The sequence below is a fragment of the Streptomyces sp. NBC_01669 genome, assembly GCF_026339735.1.
Classification (GTDB): domain Bacteria; phylum Actinomycetota; class Actinomycetes; order Streptomycetales; family Streptomycetaceae; genus Streptomyces; species Streptomyces yanii.
Genome location: NZ_JAPEQG010000001.1, coordinates 8,623,947 through 8,640,109 on the forward strand (window position 1 = coordinate 8,623,947; position 16,163 = coordinate 8,640,109).

Annotated in this window: 10 protein-coding genes and 1 pseudogene; 5 read left to right on the forward strand and 6 right to left on the reverse strand. The window is 71.2% G+C overall.

The features are described 5' to 3' along the window. Positions 1-44: 44 nt before the first annotated feature. On the reverse strand, positions 45-2,258 hold the full coding sequence (locus OG972_RS38610; RefSeq protein ID WP_266989512.1) for a SpoIIE family protein phosphatase: 2,214 nt from the start codon (positions 2,256-2,258) through the stop codon (positions 45-47). A gap of 552 nt (positions 2,259-2,810) precedes the next feature. Here OG972_RS38610 and OG972_RS38615 point away from each other — a divergent pair. The 5 genes and pseudogenes from OG972_RS38615 to OG972_RS38635 all read left to right on the forward strand — a co-directional run. Beyond that, positions 2,811-3,104: pseudogene (locus tag OG972_RS38615) on the forward strand (transposase); the annotation flags it as partial. Between the two features lie 355 nt (positions 3,105-3,459). Beyond that, positions 3,460-4,863, forward strand: coding sequence for an SMI1/KNR4 family protein (locus OG972_RS38620; protein WP_266989514.1), 1,404 nt, complete (start codon positions 3,460-3,462; stop codon positions 4,861-4,863). 228 nt (positions 4,864-5,091) lie between these two features. Further along, positions 5,092-5,979: an oxygenase MpaB family protein gene (locus OG972_RS38625; RefSeq protein ID WP_266989516.1), complete on the forward strand. Its 888-nt coding sequence runs from the start codon at positions 5,092-5,094 to the stop codon at positions 5,977-5,979. Between the two features lie 27 nt (positions 5,980-6,006). After that, complete coding sequence (locus tag OG972_RS38630) at positions 6,007-8,295, forward strand: serine/threonine-protein kinase (RefSeq protein WP_266989518.1); 2,289 nt, start codon at positions 6,007-6,009, stop codon at positions 8,293-8,295. Between the two features lie 61 nt (positions 8,296-8,356). Beyond that, on the forward strand, positions 8,357-9,901 hold the full coding sequence (locus OG972_RS38635; protein ID WP_266989520.1) for an NAD(P)/FAD-dependent oxidoreductase: 1,545 nt from the start codon (positions 8,357-8,359) through the stop codon (positions 9,899-9,901). Between the two features lie 13 nt (positions 9,902-9,914). On the opposite strand, the gene OG972_RS38640 is transcribed toward OG972_RS38635, so the two are convergent. Genes OG972_RS38640 through OG972_RS38660 form a run of 5 tightly spaced genes read right to left on the reverse strand, consistent with a single transcriptional unit; the run spans position 9,915 to position 16,163 of the window. Continuing rightward, entirely contained in the window at positions 9,915-10,889 is a 975-nt protein-coding gene (locus OG972_RS38640) for an alpha/beta fold hydrolase (protein ID WP_323135928.1), read from the reverse strand. Between the two features lie 3 nt (positions 10,890-10,892). Next, positions 10,893-13,295, reverse strand: coding sequence for a polysaccharide lyase 8 family protein (locus OG972_RS38645; protein WP_266989522.1), 2,403 nt, complete (start codon positions 13,293-13,295; stop codon positions 10,893-10,895). Between the two features lie 11 nt (positions 13,296-13,306). Further along, a complete protein-coding gene (locus OG972_RS38650; RefSeq protein WP_323135929.1) occupies positions 13,307-14,461 on the reverse strand; it encodes an SGNH/GDSL hydrolase family protein in 1,155 nt (384 codons plus the stop codon). After that, positions 14,458-15,537 carry a right-handed parallel beta-helix repeat-containing protein gene (locus OG972_RS38655; RefSeq protein WP_266989526.1) on the reverse strand — a complete coding sequence of 360 codons (1,080 nt, stop codon included), beginning with the start codon at positions 15,535-15,537 and terminating at the stop codon, positions 14,458-14,460. Before OG972_RS38655 ends, OG972_RS38650 begins: the two co-directional genes overlap by 4 nt. Continuing rightward, the gene (locus tag OG972_RS38660; protein WP_266989528.1) at positions 15,534-16,163 is read right to left on the reverse strand and encodes a hypothetical protein; all 630 of its coding nucleotides are present in this window, start codon (positions 16,161-16,163) and stop codon (positions 15,534-15,536) included. Before OG972_RS38660 ends, OG972_RS38655 begins: the two co-directional genes overlap by 4 nt.

Consider the following 16,163-nt stretch of genomic DNA (forward strand, 5'->3'; position numbering starts at 1 on the left):
GCGAGCAGGGGCGCCCGCACGGGGCCGTAACGAGCAGGCCCCGGTCAGCGGGGGCACTCGATGAGCTGCTCGGACCAGATCGTCTTGCGGTTCTGGCCATGGCGGCAGCCCCAGCGCTGGCCGAGTTGGGCGACGAGGAACAAACCGCGTCCTCCCTCGTCGGTGGTGTGGGCGCGCCGCAGGCGAGGCTGGGTGCCGCTGGAGTCGGTGACCTCGCACACCAGGACGTCGTGGCGAATCAGACGAAGTTCCGCAGGCGGACGACCGTAGCGGATGGCGTTGGTGACCAGTTCGCTGACGATGAGTTCGGTGGTGAAGGCGAGGTCCTCGAGGCCCCACGCGGTGAGTTGGCGGGTTGTCCATTCTCGGGCTTTGGAGACAGCGGCAGGGTCGGCCGGGATTTCCCAGTGAGCGGTGTCCTCCGCCGGGATGGCGCGGGTGCGTGCGAGGAGCAGCGTCGCGTCGTCGCGCGGCGCTTGGTCTGTCAGGTCGGCGAGGAGAGCCCGACCGGTTTCGTCCAGAGCGCGATCCGGACGGCAGGACGCGGCGAGGGCATCCGTCAGGCGCCGCAGGCCTTGGTCGATGTCGCGGTCGCGCTGTTCGACCAGGCCGTCGGTGCAGAGAGCGAGGACGCTGCCCGGCTCGAGGTCGATCACGGTGGTCTCATACGGCATGCCGCAGACGGCGAGTGGTGGCCCCGGGGAGATCGCGACGACTTCGGCGGTTCCGTCGGGCCGGACCAGGACGGGTGGCGGGTGCCCGGCACTGGCTATGGCGCATCGTTGGGTGACCGGGTCGTAGACCGCGTACAGGCATGTGCCGCCGATGATGTCGTGGTCGCCGAGTGGGGCTTCGGCCGCGAGGCGCTGGACCAGGTCCGCGATCCGGGTGAGCAGCTCGTCCGGTTCGAGTTCCAGGTCCGCGAGCGTCTGGATGGCGGCGCGCAGGCGGCCCATGGTGGCGCTCGCGGACATGCCGTGGCCGACGACGTCCCCAGCGACGAGAGCCAGCCGGAGAGAGGGGAGAGCGATGGCGTCGTACCAGTCGCCGCGGATTTCCGCTCCGTCGCCTGCGGGCAGGTAGACGCCGGCGGTCTCGGCTGCAGGGCTGTCGGTTGTGGCCGGGGGAAGGAGGCGCTGCTGCAGCACTACGGCCGCCCGGTGCTCGCGCGTGTAACGGCGGGCGTTGTCGATGGCGAGCGCACCCCGTGAGGCGATCTGTCTCATGAGATCCGCCTCGTCTTCGGTGAAGGGGTCGGATCGGCCGCATCGCCAGGCCGATATGGCGCCGAGCGTGAGTCCGCGGGCATGCAACGGTGCCACCATCACCGAATGGGCGTCCTTCGGGACGAGATACTCGACCAGCTGCGGGTCGCTGACCATGGCGATGAAGTCGTCGAGGCCGAAGACGACTGTCTCGCCGTGTCGGAAGCTGCGCAGGAGGGGGTGGTCGGGAAGGGGCGGGACGGGGTCGCCGCGCTTGATGCCGGCCGGCCACACTGCGGTGGCCGGCGCAAGCGCCGCGTTGTCCATGTCTCCACCGCACAGCTGCTTCGAGGGCTCTTCCCCGTCGAAAACGGAGCGCGCAAGGTCGACTGCGGCGAGATCTCCGAACGCGGGTACGAGAACGTCTGCAAGGTCCTGCGCGGTGCGCACGACGTCCAGGGAGCCTCCCACCTGCTCGGCCACCTCGCGGGCGAGATCCAGATGACGGCGGGCACGCAGATCGTCGGCACTGTCGATGTACAGGGCTGCGACCCTCGTGGGGCGTCGTCGCGCGTCCTCCAGACGGAAGGCGGACAGAGACAGCGCGTGCTGCCGCGCCGGATCGTGCCGCCAGCTCACTTGCAGGTTCCTGCGGACCACCGGGACACCGATTTCGAGCACTTGGCGCAGTACTGCCTCGAGGTTCTCGGCGTCCTCGGCACGAAGCACGTCGCGCAGCCGAGTGCCGGGTGCCACTGGACGGCCGTCGAGAGTGCCCGGCGTGGCGTTTGTTTGCAGGGTGGTGAGATCCGTGTCGTGCAGAGCGATCGTGATCCGGTTCTGTGCGGACAGTGCGCGCAAGAGCGTTGCGCCCTGCTCGTGGGCGGCGACGTGGTGTGTGGGTGCGACCAGGACGAGGACCTCCGCCGAGCCCTCCACCTTTGTGGTCCGGAAAGTGACATCGATGGTGTTGCCGCACTGGTGCCACAGCCGTACGCGGCCGGATTCCGGCATCTTCGTGGCGCCGCGCAGGTCGTCCGGGAGGTCGGCCACCAGTTCCTGCGCGGGGCGGCCGCGGACCTAATGGGCAATGAAGAGATGCCCGCTCCTCGCATAACCGGCCCGCCAGACTTGGACCGAGAGAGCGGAGTCACGCTTCGACGCAGGGAAGGCAGAGGACGGTACTGGGGGAACCGCACCGTAGACCAGGGGCTCGACCCCTGAGATGAGACTCGGTCCCCCGTATCGCCGTCTGCCCCGCCCTCTCGGCCGCGGTGCCGGACGCCGACGTCGGCGCGACGCCTACCGAACACCTGGGCTCAAGCCTCGAAGAAGACCGGCGGGTGCCGACGCTCGCGGCCGGCACCGTGACCGAGCACATGATCGGACCGTTGATGCTTGTGGTCCGAGCCGCCCGCAGGGAGCACCTCTTCCGTGTTCGGGAGCCGCCGAGCTCTCGCCAAGACCGAGGACCCTGCGGGTCGCTGGGGTCACGAACGGCTAATCGGATGACGGGCCATCGAGCCCTGCCATTAGGGAGACGCGTGCCCCGCACGGCTGTGACCAGCCACGGCAAGCAATTCGACCGAGAGGACGTGAACCGCTTTGAAGGTGTCCTGCGGCATCGACTGGGCCAGCGACCATCACGACGCCGCCATAGTCGACAACACCGGATCGTTACTGGCCAAGGCCCGGATCGACGACACCGCCGAGGGACTCGCCGAGCTCCTGCAGCTCCTCGCCGAGCACGGCGACACCGCCGAGGCCCCCGTCCCGGTGGCCATCGAGACCTCCCGCGGTCTGCTGGTCGCCTGCCTGCGCGCGGCCGGCCGCCCCGTCTACGCGATCAACCCGATGGCCGCCGCCCGCTACCGCGACCGCCACACCGCCGCCCAGCGCAACCTCTTCAACCGCATGCTCGGCTGCCTCCACCACTGCCTCACCCGCCGCGTCTGCTACAGCGAGACAGTCGCCTTCCCTGCACCCTCAGACGCTCAACTCACGGAGGCCGCTTGACAGATCTTCCGCATCGGATGTCTCGTCGCCCGCGATCCAGCCCACGCGGTGCCCAGCATCGAGGAACCGGCCGATCATGCGGACGGCCGGCTCCGGCTTGGTTGAGTGAGACGGGCCAACTGAGCGCTGTAGTTGGCCCGTGGGCGTTCTGGTTGGCCTCGCTGAGCGCCGCTGTCGGCCTGTAGCGCTGCGAGGCCCGGTGGCCTTCGGTGTCAGTGGCCCCGCGTACGGTCTGCGCATGGCTGATCAGGATTCTCCCTTGCCCTCGGTGCACGACTTCGCGACCTGGGAGCCCGTGCTGCGGCTTCTGCGGGACAGCGGCGCGAAGGAGCAAGCTGCCCCGTCCATCCGCGTGGCGGGTCGCATCGGCCGACAGGGATGGAGTCTGCCTCTGCGACGACAGCTGCCCCCGCCCGGTCGGGCCGCCCAGGTCGAGGACATGCGGGACGAGATCGAGGCGGTGGAGCGGGTGCATCACGCGCTCGCGGACGCCGGTGTCGATGACGTCTCGTTCACAGCGGAGATATCGCCGGCCGGGAAGACCGTGCTCCGTCTGCTCGGGCCCAGCCCCGCGGTGGAGCCCGGCATCGGCACCCCGCACCCTGGGGCGCTCATTCTGGTTGAGGGCGCCATTCCTCAGCCCTGGCGCTGTCTTCCCGATCCGGTGCCCGGGGCGGTGCCGGCCCCTTCGGCGGATCCGGCGTTGCTGGAGCGGACGCTCCGCGAGCGGTTGCCCGACGCCATCGGCGCGACGGAGGCGGAGATCGCCGCTGCGGAAGCGCGCCTCGGCGTCACCCTGCCCGAGGAGCTCAAGGCGCTCTACCGGGTGACACGGTCACGGTCGGAGGACTGGGGCGACGACTACGAGGCAGCGGAACGTGAATGCATGGCGGTCGGCTGCGAACTCTTCGCGTTGGACGACCTGTACATCGCCGACGCGTCGTCCCGCCACTGTCTTTGGAAGTTCGCGGCGAAGGAAGCGGTCGTCACCCCGCCCGACGCCGCGGTGCAGGGCCTGGTCGGCTCACCCGGTTGGATCGCCTTCGGGGACAACGGCGGTGGCGACCGGCTGGCGGTCGATCTGACACCCGGCCCGCGCGGACACGCCGGGCAGATCATCATCCTCAGCCACGAGGAGAACATCGGCGCCTGCCTGGTCGCCGACTCGCTCACCGACCTGGTGATGAACCAGCGCAGCAAGCGACGTGGCGGTGCGGGCGGAGACCAGCCGCCGACCGTGGCCCACGTCAATATCCGAAGGCTGCCAAGCATCGAGGTCGCCGCACACCCCGGCTTGGAGGTCCTGTCCATCGGCGTATGGGATGCTGAGCCACTCAGCCTTGCTCCGGTCACCGAGCTGCCCCGCCTGCGGACCCTTGCCGCCTACCCCGGCACGCTCGCCGATCCCCTGGAGATCGCCGAGCTCACCACACTGGAGTACCTGGAGCTCGGCCCGGATGAATGGCGCGTCCTCCTCGACGCGGGAGCCGTCCCGCACAGCCTGTCGGCCGCCGCCATCATGGTGAACGGCAACCAGGACCCCCTGCCCATCGTGGCCATCGCCAACGAAATCCTGGCCCTCTGGGACCGGCCCCAGATCATCCAGACCGTTCTCGAAGGCAACCTCGGCCCCATGTCTTAGCCGGCGGTGGCAAGCACCGCGTCGCACAGGACAACACGGGCGGCGTACGCTCCGCCGCCACGAGGCGCCCGCCCGGCGCGACGTCGACGGCGGCCGGGTCGGCGTCGCGGTCCTCGCCGGGTGCGACCGAGCCGGAGCGGGGCCTGGAGCATCAGCCCGGTCGCAGCGCATCCTGTGGGTGCAGACGCCATACGTGCGTACGCGGCCGAGCGGGAGGTACGAGCAGTGATGGTGGAAGCCGACCCGGGGCTCTTCGGTCCCGAATCCGTCACCTGGCAGTTGCACGGCGACCCGATGATGTGGATCGCCGGGGTGCGTGCCCTCTACCTCCAGGCGCTGCACCCGCGCGCCGTCCGCGGCGTCATGCAGAACTCCGATTTCCGCAAGGACGCCTGGGGGCGGCTGATGCGCACCGCCGGCTTCGTCGGCACCATCACCTACGGCACCACCGAAGCCGCCGAGAAGGCGGGCGCCCGCGTCCGCCGGATCCATCGGCTGCTCAAGGCCACCGACCCGGCGACCGGCGAGACGTACGGCGTCGACGAACCGGAGCTGCTGCTCTGGGTGCACTGCGCCGAGGTCGACTCCTACCTCCAGGTGCAGCTCCGCTCCGGCCAGAGGCTCAGCGCCGCCCAGGCCGACCGTTACATCGACGAACACCGCACCAGCGCCCGCCTGGTGGGCCTCGATCCCGACAGCGTACCCGCGACCACCGCCCAGCTCGCCGCCTACTTCGACCGGGTGCGCCCCGAACTCGCCGCAGGAGCCGAGGCGTTCGACGTCGACTCCTTCCTCCGCCGACCGCCCGTCCACGCCCTGTTGGTACCGGCGCGCGAACTCCTCTGGCGGCGCGTCGCAGCACTCGCCTACCAGTCACTTCCCCCTTACGCCCATGAGCTCTACGGGAGGGCCGCGCCGCCCCCGCACGCCGTCGACCGGCGGCTGCGTGCCACCGGCACCGCCCTGCGCTGCATCCCCTCACGGCTGCGCTGGCAACTCCCGCCCGGCCACATTGTGAAGGCGATGGAACGACTCGGTCCCGGCAGCCGCCCTACCCCCTCCAAACTCCGCAGCCGGGCAGCCATACTGAACGGGCCGGGGAGGGCGCAGCAGTAGGCGAAGCGACGGGGGCGACAGCACGCGATGGCGGACACCAGGCTGATCCAGAGCCGGTACCGGCTGCTCGATCTGATCGGGCGCGGGGGCATGGGCGAGGTGTGGCGCGCCCGCGACGAGTCGCTGGGCCGCCACGTGGCCGTCAAATGCCTCAAGCCGGTGGGGCCCCAGCATGATCAGTCGTTCACCCGGATCCTGCGCGAACGGTTCCGTCGAGAGGCACGGGTGGCCGCCGCCCTCCAGCACCGCGGTGTCACCGTCGTCCATGACTTCGGCGAGTACGAAGGCGTTCTCTACCTGGTGATGGAGCTCCTCGACGGGCGCAACCTCAGCCAGCTCCTGGAGGACAACAAGCAGCATCCGCTGCCGGTCCCGGACGTCGTCGACATCGCCGAACAGGTCGCCGACGCCCTCGGCTACACCCACCAGCAGGGCATCGTGCACCGCGACCTCAAGCCCGCCAACATCATGCGGCTGGCCGACGGCACGGTGAAGATCTGCGACTTCGGCATCGCCCGGCTCGGGCACGACATCGGCTTCACCTCCCGCCTGACCGGTACGGGCATCGCCATGGGTACCCCGCACTACATGTCGCCCGAGCAGATCAGCGGTGGCCAGGTCGACCACCGCAGCGACCTCTACTCGCTGGGCTGCGTCCTCTACGAGATCGCCACAGGGGTTCCGCCCTTCGACCTCGACGACGCCTGGGCCGTTCTCGTCGGACACCGCGACACCCAGCCGGAACCGCTCCGCACCCACCGCGCCGAACTCCCTGGCTTCTTCGACCGCGTCGTCCTGGAGCTGCTGGCGAAGACCCCGGAGGAGCGGCCCGCAGACGCGGGCGACCTGCGGCAGCGGATCGCCGTCGGACGCACCGGCGAACAGCGGCATCTTCCGGCGTCCGGACCTCCACGGCCGTCGGGACGCGTCCGGCTCGCCCCGCCGGTCCCCGTCGTACGCCCGGGACAGCAGCCGCCCGACGGCGAACCCCGGCTGCCGTCCTGGACCCGGGGCATGACCACCGGACACAAGGCGTCCGGCGCGATGCAACTCGGTCTCGCCCCGCCCGACCACTCCGCGGGCCTGACCGGCGAGTGGACCACCGGCACCGACCTGAGGGCCCTGACCGCGGGGCTGCCGTCCGCCCGGCCCGAGCGGCCCACCCCCTCCCCGGAGCTCCTCTCCACTCTCGCCAACCGGCACAGCGCGGGCCTCAACCTGGGCCGGCTCGGTCACTGGGAGGAGGCCGGCGAGGTGCACCGCGCGGTCGCCGCCGAACGCGAGCACGCCCTGGGCCCCGACCACCCCGACACCCTCTCCAGCCGGTACGAGGTGGGGTTCACCCTCAGCCGCACCGGGCGCGCCGCCGACGCGCTGCGCGAATTCGGGCGCGTCGCCCAGGGCCGCGAACGCACTCTCGGCCCCGACCACCCGGAGACCCTCGCCGCCCGGCAGGAGATGGCATACGTACTCGGCCAGCTCGGCCGTCACTTCGAAGCCCACCAGGTGTACGCCGCGGTGCTCGCCTCCCGGGAAAGGTCGATGGGCCCCGACCACCCCGACACCCTCCGCTGCCGCCACAACCTCGCGTTCAACCTCAGCAGGCTCGGGCGCCTGGAGGACTCGTACCGGATGTCCCGCGACGTGGCGCATGCCCGCACCCGGTTGCTCGGCGCGAGCCACCCCGACACCCTGGTCACCCTCTATGAGGTCGCGTACACCCTCGGCCAGTTGGGGCGCTGGACGGATGCACTGCAGACCTACCGGGAAGTCGCTCAGGGGCGCGTGCGAACCCTCGGCGCCGACCACCCCGACACGCTTTCGGCCCGCTACGAGGTCGGCATCAGTCTCGGCAGACTCGGCCGCAGCGCGGAGGCCCTGGAGCTCTACCGCGCCCTCGTCGACGACCGGACCCGGGTGAACGGCCCCGCCGACCCCGAGACGCTCCGGGCCCGCCACGGCCTCGGCGTCAACCTGGGGCGGCTCGCCCGCTGGGAGGAAGCCCTCGCCGAAGCACGCGACGTGTGCGCGATCCGGGAACGGGTCCTGGGCCCCGACCACCCCGACACTCTCATCAGCCGCCGCGAGGTCGCCGTCGGCCTCGGCTGGCTCGGCCGCTGGGCCGAAGCCCTCACCGTCTACCGGACGGTTGCCGAGGCCCGCGAACACGTCCTCGGAGCCGATCACCCCGACGCGCTCGCCAGTCGCAACGACGAGGCGCACTGCCTCGAACAGCTCGGCCGGGGCACGGAGGCCGTCGAGCTGTACCGCAGGGTCGCGGCGCTGCGCCAGCAGCGGGGCGTGCCCCCGCACTGACTGTGGACTCCCTGGGCCACGGCCTCTGGCCAGTGGCGATCATCCTGTGTTACCAAGGGCCATGCCCGCACCTGACACCTATGACGCAGTGATCGTGGGCGGCGGCCACAACGGTCTGGTCGCCGCCGCCTACCTCGCCCGCGCAGGACAGTCCGTCCTGGTCCTCGAACGCCTCGGGACCACCGGGGGAGCGGCCGTCTCGACCCGTCCCTTCGACGGGATCGACGCACGGCTGTCGCGCTACTCCTATCTGGTGTCCCTGCTGCCGCAGAAGATCGTCCGCGATCTGGGGCTGGACTTCGCCGTACGGAAGCGGACCGTCTCCTCGTACACCCCGACCGTCCGTGGCGGGCGAGCCACCGGACTGCTCGTCGGCGGGGACCGCACCCGGGAGTCCTTCGCCGCCCTCACCGGCGGGGAGCGCGAGTACGAGGCCTGGCAGCGCTTCTACGCCATGACGCGGCAGGTCGCCGAGAGGGTCTTCCCGACACTCACCGAACCGCTGCCCACCCGGGACGCGCTCCGCGACCGGATCGGTGACCCAGACGCCTGGCGGATGCTCTTCGAGGAACCGATCGGTGTGGCCGTCGAGGAGAACTTCGCCGACGATCTCGTACGCGGAGTCGTGCTGACCGACGCCCTGATCGGCACCTTCGCAGATGCGCACGACCCGTCGCTGCTCCAGAACCGCTGCTTCCTCTACCACGTGATCGGCGGCGGCACCGGCGACTGGGACGTCCCCGTCGGCGGCATGGGCGCGCTCACCGACGCCCTCGCGCAGGCTGCCCGGACGGCGGGGGCCGAGATCCGGGTCCACCACGAGGCGACCCGGATCGAGACCGACGGGACACGGGCCGAGGTCACCGTCGGCTCAGCCGAGGGCGAGCGGACGGTCGCCGCCCGCCGGGTCCTCGTGAACGCTTCGCCGCAGGCCCTGGCCGCACTTCTCGGCGACGAACAGCCGGCTCCTGCCGAGGGCGCCCAGCTGAAGGTGAACATGCTGCTGCGCCGGCTGCCCCGGCTGCGCGACCGTTCCGTCGACCCTCGCCAGGCGTTCGCCGGGACGTTTCACATCGCGGAGGGGTACGGGCAGCTGGCCGACGCCTACCGGGACGCGGCTGCGGGCCGGCTGCCCACGGCCCCGCCGTCGGAGATCTACTGCCACTCGCTGACCGACCCGTCGATCCTCGGTCCCGACCTCGCCGCGCGCGGCTACCAGACCCTCACCCTCTTCGGTCTGCACACGCCCGCCCGGCTCTTCGCCGCGGACAACGAGGCGACGCGCGCCGCCCTCCTCAAGGCCACGCTCGCCGAACTCGACGCGCATCTCGACGAGCCGATCGCCGACTGTCTGGCCGTCGACGGGAACGGCGAACCGTGCATCGAGGCGAAGACCCCGCTCGACCTCGAACAGGATCTGCGGCTGCCCGGCGGCCATATCTTCCACCGGGACCTCGCCTTCCCGTTCGCCACGGAGTCCACCGGCCGGTGGGGCGTCGAGACGGAGCACGCCAACGTCCTGCTGTGCGGGGCGGGCGCGGTGCGCGGCGGCGGGGTCAGCGGGGTCCCCGGCCACAACGCCGCGATGGCGGCGCTGGGCCGGTGACCCGTTCCCGTACCTACGGACCGAGGACGCCGCGCAGTGCGCCGAGCTTGCGCGGCAGGTCGTATTCCGCGCCGCCCTCGTGTCCGTTGTACGTGAACACCTCGATCTCGGCCGGACCCGCATAGCGGTGGTAGGCGGCGAACACCGTCGACGACGGGCAGATCTTGTCCATCAGCCCGACCGAGAACCACGCCGGAGCGGTCGCCCGTGCCGCGAAGTTGACGCCGTCGAAGTAGGACAGCGTCTCCATCGCCTCGTCGATCCGGAAGCGGTGCCCGGACAGCCAGCGGGCGATCTCCGCGTACGGACCCGCGTCCGTGATCTGCGAGGCGCGCCGGTAGTGGCAGAGGAACGGCACATCGGCGACAGCCGCCACCACGTCGTCCCGCAGCCCGGCGACGGCGAGGGCGAGACCGCCGCCCTGGCTGCCGCCGAGCACCGCGACCCGTGACGCGTCGACGGCCTCATGGGCCTGGGCCGCGTCGACGGCCCGCACCGCGTCGGTGATCAGCCGCCGGTAGTAGTGCCGGTACGGATCCTCGATGCCGCGGGTGAGGAAGCCCGGGGACGAGGAGCCATGGCCGTCGGGGCCGATGTCCGGGGTGTCCGCGGTGTTCTTGCCACCGCCGCCCTGTCCCCGGTTGTCCATGACCAGATGCGCGTAGCCGAGGGCGCTCCAGGTCAGCCAGGAGTACGGGATGCCCCGGCCGCCGTTGTAGCCGATGTACTGCACCACGGCGGGCAGCGGGCCCGAGCGGACGCGCGGCAGCATCAGCCACGCCTTCACCGGCTGCCCGCCCCAGCCGCGGAACGTCACGTCGAACACGTCGACGGTCGCGAACCCGGCGTCGTACGGGACGAACTCGGCGTCCAGGCCGTGGCGGCCGGTCTCGGTGAGCGTCTTCGCCCAGAACGCGTCGAAGTCCGCGGGTTCCTCAGGCTCCGGCCGGTAATCGCGCAGCCGCTCCAGGGGCATGTCGAACAACAAGGTCTAGCTCCTCTTCAGGGTGAGCGTGAGGGTTGCACCGTGGAGTTCAGTGGTGTCGGCCGTGATCCGGATGCCCTTGGCGGTGGACACGGCGCTCACGCCGGGATCGGCGGAGACGACGGACAGACCGCGCCGGCCGAGATCCAGCACGACAGCGGACCTCAGCTGGGTGGGATCGGACAGCGAGACCGTGACCGTCTTCCCCTCGGGCCGCACCAGCACCGACGCCGGCCCGTCCGAGGTGAGGTCCTGCGCGGTGCCCGCGGTCCAGAAGTTCGCCGCGAACAGGCCGTCCGCGCAGCGGCGTACCGCGTGCACGGCCGTGGAGTCGGCGACCAGCTTCACCGGCGGCGCGGCCGACCACAGCCTGGTGCGTTCGGCGGATGCGGCCGGCGCCTGAAGCCAGAAGTAGCCGGCCCCGTCCGGCGCGGTTCCGTGGTCCTGCCACAGCGTCAGATACGGGCGGGTGACAGGGGTGTCGGTGCCGTACTTGAGGTTGATCTCGCGCCAGGTCGCGGTGCGGTCCTCGCGCACGCCATTGACCTGGGCGGGCTCGGGGAAGATGTAGCCACCGGTTCCGGCGAGATGCAGCCAGCGGACCCGGTCGAGCCGGTCCGACCAGCCCGCGTCGGCGGGTACGGCCGTGCCGTTGACGAGGAGGGCGGCCCGCGGGTCGCGCAGCTTCCGGTTCTCCACAACCGTCTCGGCGGTGCCTGCGCCGGCGGTGATGCCGGAGCCGACGCAGGCGATCACGTCGTCCAGGCAGAACCAGCTCTTGAGGCCGTGCAGCGAACTCCCGAACGCGCGCAGCTCCATGCCGTACGCACCGAGTGTCGTTCCGGGCAGCGCGGCGCCGCCCGCCCAGTCGGCCGTGCTGGTGGTGCGCTGGCCGGCCGCGTCGGCGGGGCGGCCGGCGAGGACGGTGGTGCCGGACAGCCGGGTCGGGTCGACGGTCGGCCAGTAGTCCTCGCTGTAATGCCCGAGGTCGTCGGTGTAGAGCAGGACCATGCCGTCGGAGAGGTGCCAGGCGTGCAGGTTCTCGTTCTGGATGGACTCGTAGTTGTAGATCCTCGTCGAGTACGCCGAGATGCCGAGTGCGAACGAGGGCCGGTGGTGGGCCGCCTTGTCCATCCGCGGGTGCTGCTTGTGGGCGACCAGCGGGCCTCGCGCCGGGACGGGCGAGGCGATGATCTGCCGGGCGGCGATGAGCGTCGCCAGGTCGGTCGCGGCGAGGAAGTCCCGGTAGGTGTCCTCGGCGATCCACTGCTTGACCAGGGCGGTGAACCGGTCGGCGGTCTCTCCGGGAAAGCTCGGAATCAGCCGCACCACCGCTTCGATCACCGTCTGCGCCGAGACGTGGCCCTGCTTGCTGGGGCGGGCGATCTCGCGCCCGCAGACGGACGCCATGACATCGCCGCGGGCGATGAGCGGGTCGAAACCGTCGTCGACCCAATGCCGGACGTTGTCGAGATCGGGGTCGGTGACCGTCCATGCCGTACCGGCGAGCAGGTTCAGCAGCCGGGAGAGGTTGCTCAGGAGTTCCTTGCCGTAGCCACCGTTGTACGGGTGCTTGTAGTGCTGGAGGAACGAGCCGTCGGAGTAGAACCCCTCGCCGGTGCCCTCCGCGGCGGTGCTGGTGTCGTTGAACGCCAGCACACTGTTGGCGCCCGAACCCTCGACGTCCGACAGGGCGTCACGGACGCGGAGGAGATCGTCGCCGTTGTCGCGCAGCACCGCGTTGACAGCGACGACGGTGGAGATCCACACCCGATTGGCACCGGTCGCGATCTGCCGGTCGGCCCGCCACAGATTGGGGTCGGGCGTGTAGTGCCGGACTGCCGTGTTGATGAGGGTCAGCCGTTCCGTACCGAGCGCGTCGTACAGCAGGACGGTCGCGTCGTTGAGGGCGAGCGCGGAGCCGATCTCCCAGTCCCAGTCGTTGTCGAACCTGGTGTGCCCGGGGCCGTAGCGGTTCGTCAGCATCCAGTCGATGCCGGCCAGCAGCAGATCGCGCAGTGCGGTGTCGCCGTACTGGGGAGTGCCGGGGACGGCCCACGCGGTCGCGACCGTGGCGAGGCGCTTGAACGACGTGGTGACGTGGTTGGAGAGCGTGGTGCTGGTCAGATCGGGGAACAGACCGTCGGCTCGGGTCGGGTCGAGGCCCTTGGCGGAGGTGGTCGCGGCTTTACCGATCCGGGCCACCGTCGCCGCGATCTGCGAGTCCGTGAGGTCGAGTCCGGGGCCGCCGGTGAGCAGGGTGTGCCAGCGGGTGCGGAGCGCGGCGGCGCCTTCGGCGGCTTCCGCGGCGTGTGCCGTACCCGTGGTCGGGGTCAGGGGCAGCGCGGCGGCTGCGCCGAGCGCCGCCGCTCCCGTGAGAACGGTGCGTCGGGTGGTGCCTCGGTTCATGATGCGGGCCCTCACAGGAGGTGTCGTCGGTCGACGGCCGCGGCGAGCGCCGCATGGCCGGAGGGGTTGGGGTGCAGTCCGTCGCCGCTGTCGTGCGCGGGCAGCATCCGCGAGGGGCGGTCCGGGTCGCGGACCGCGGCGTCGAAGTCGGCGACGGCGTCGAAGACCCGCCCCGTGCGCACGGCCGCGTTGATCCGCTGCCGGACCGCTTCGAGCTCGGGCGTCCAGCGGGTCCAGCCCTCGAACGGGGTGATGGTCGCGCCGACGGCCCGCAGCCCAGCGTTCCGGGCGCGCAGGACGAGCTGTCGGTAGCCGGCCAGGAGGAGTGCCGGGTCGGTCTGGCTGGGCGGCTGCTGAAGGTCGTTGACCCCGAGATGGACGAGGACGGTGCGCAGCCCCGGCAGGGACAGCACATCGCGGTCGAAGCGGGCCTGACCGCCCGGCCCGAACCGGGCGTCGTCGAGCAGCACCCGGTTGCCGCTGATGCCGAGATTGGCGACGGCGGATCCGGGCAGCCGTCGCGCCAGCTGGTCCGGCCAGCGCAGATCGGCGTCGTCCGGCGTGCCGACGCCCTCCGCGATGGAGTCGCCGAGCACCGCGATCACCGGCCCGTGTGCGCCCGTCACTTCGACGCCCGTCAGCAGGAACACGGAGGTCGTGCGGGTTCCGTCGACGCTGTGCGAGGCATGCGTGTTGCGGTGGAAGGAGAGCGGTCCGGTGGGGCCGGGCAGCCGGGTCTCCACGGTCAGCCGGGCTGCGTCGGGGGTACGGAGACCGGCGACCGGATCACTCGTCAGGGAGGCGCCGGCGGCGACCCACGCCTGCTGGCGTCCGCCGAACGTCACCGGCTGCCCGCCCGCCGTCACCGGGCCGATCAGGACGGGTACGGTGCCGAACGCGTGCCCGTACCGCAGCCGGACCTGTCCGCCGGCCGACAGCCGCACGGTGGCGGTGAACGTCCCGTCGGTCAGTCCGGCGCTCGCCACGGCGTCGGTGGCGGTCGGCGCGGTCTGCGCCGTCGCCCAGGACGTCGTCCAGCGTGACCTGCCCACGCCGCTCCTCGGTGCCTCGGCGGCCTGCGCAGCCGGCGCCGTCGCGGCCGCCGCGGCGAGCCCTGCCGCAGCTGCCGTCAGTACCCCGCGTCTCGCGGGTCCCCGGCCGGTCACCGGGGGCACGCACCCGTCGGGGCGTACTCGCTGCCATAGGTGCCGACCGCGTCGCCGCCGGTGTTCCCGCTCATCGTGTTGGTGCAGACCGGTCCCTGCGGGGTGCGCATGAACTTGATGCCGCCGCCCGCGTTGCCGGTGATGGTGTTGCCGTAGACGCTGGTGCCGATTCCGTCCGTGGCGGTGTCGCCACCGAGCCGGATGCCCGCGCCGACGTTGTCGTGAATGGTGTTGTAGCGGAAGATGTTGCCGCTGCCGCGCGCGTCGAGCCCCCCGGAGCTGGAGTCCTTCTGACCGCTGCAGTCGTTGTACTCCACGTAGTTGTTGGTCGAGTTCTCCTTCACGTCGACGCACTCATTGCCCTGGGTGGCGATGGTGTTGTGGTGGATGCGGTTGTTCTTGCTGATGTCGGGGGCGGCGTCCGGGGCCCCGTTGGCGCCTTGCTGCTCGGGGGCCGTGCCGAGGTAGATGCCCTCACCGTTCTTGCCACCGCCGCCGAACTCGAAGTCGGCGACGCCGCAGTGGGTGATGGTGTTGCCCGAGATGTCGGCTCCGGTGACGAGATAGCGCACCCGCAGGCATTCGTCGGCGGCGTTCTTCAGCGTCATACCGGTGATGCGCAGCGCGCCCACACCATTGCCCGGAGTCGTGCTCATGACATATATGAGCTTGAGGCGGTACCCCGAGACATCGGTGGACGACCCGTGCAGCCCGTCCACGGTGAACCCGCTCAGTGTGGTCGAGTCGTGCTGCACCTGAATGATCCGGGCGTCCCCCGCCCCCTTCACCACGGCGGTCGAGGGGCCGGTGATCGTGACGCCGGAGCGCCTGGTCACCACGTCCTGCTTGTACGTACCGGCAGCGAGGTTCACCACCGCGCCCGTGGGCGCCAGGTCCACGGCCTTCTGGATCGTGGCGAGCGGGGCACCTGCCGACGTGCCCGCGTTCGAGTCGTTGCCCGACGGCGACACGTAGTACGCGGTCGCCGCCTCCGCCGCGACGGACGGCGGCGGGCAGGCGAGCGGAGCTGCCGCGGCGAGCGCGGCGACGAGAGTGGTGCGTAATACACGGCTCATGGGGTGTTCCTCCTGGGATCGGCGAAGGACAGAGCGAGCAGTACGGGAATGCTCGGGCCGAGAAGCAGCGGCCCCAGCGGTACGACGAGTGAGAGCAGCACGGCGGAGATCACCGCGCCGAGCAGTGCGGTGCCACGGGCGGCCGAGCCGAAGCCGAGCACCAGCGCACCGCGCGACCAGTCGCGGACGCGTCCGCGGGGCGTACGGCCCGCCTCGGCCGCCAGCGCCACATGGTGGATGACCGCTGCCGCCGCGATGCCCACCTGCGCGGCGAGCACCACGAACGTCCAGGGCTCCGAACGGCCCAGCAGATGGACGATGTTGGCCGCGAGGACGAGCGCCGCGGCGGTGGACGCCAGCGAGTGCCGCCACAGCGCGCGCCAGTACTGCGGGAATGCGGTGAACACCTGCGTGAAGCAGCGGCTGTCGCCCTCCGCGCGCCACCGCTGGAGAGCGTGTCCCATCGCGGCGAGCGCGGGCAGCCAGGTCACGACGCCGAGCGACAGCACCGCGAACGCGGCCCCGGCAGCGGCGGGATAGGCCACGAACTCCAGCCGGCGCAGCAGTGTCGGCCAGCCGGACAGGGCGCCGGCCCGCGGCTTCCGGGTCGAGAGGGTTGCCTGCAT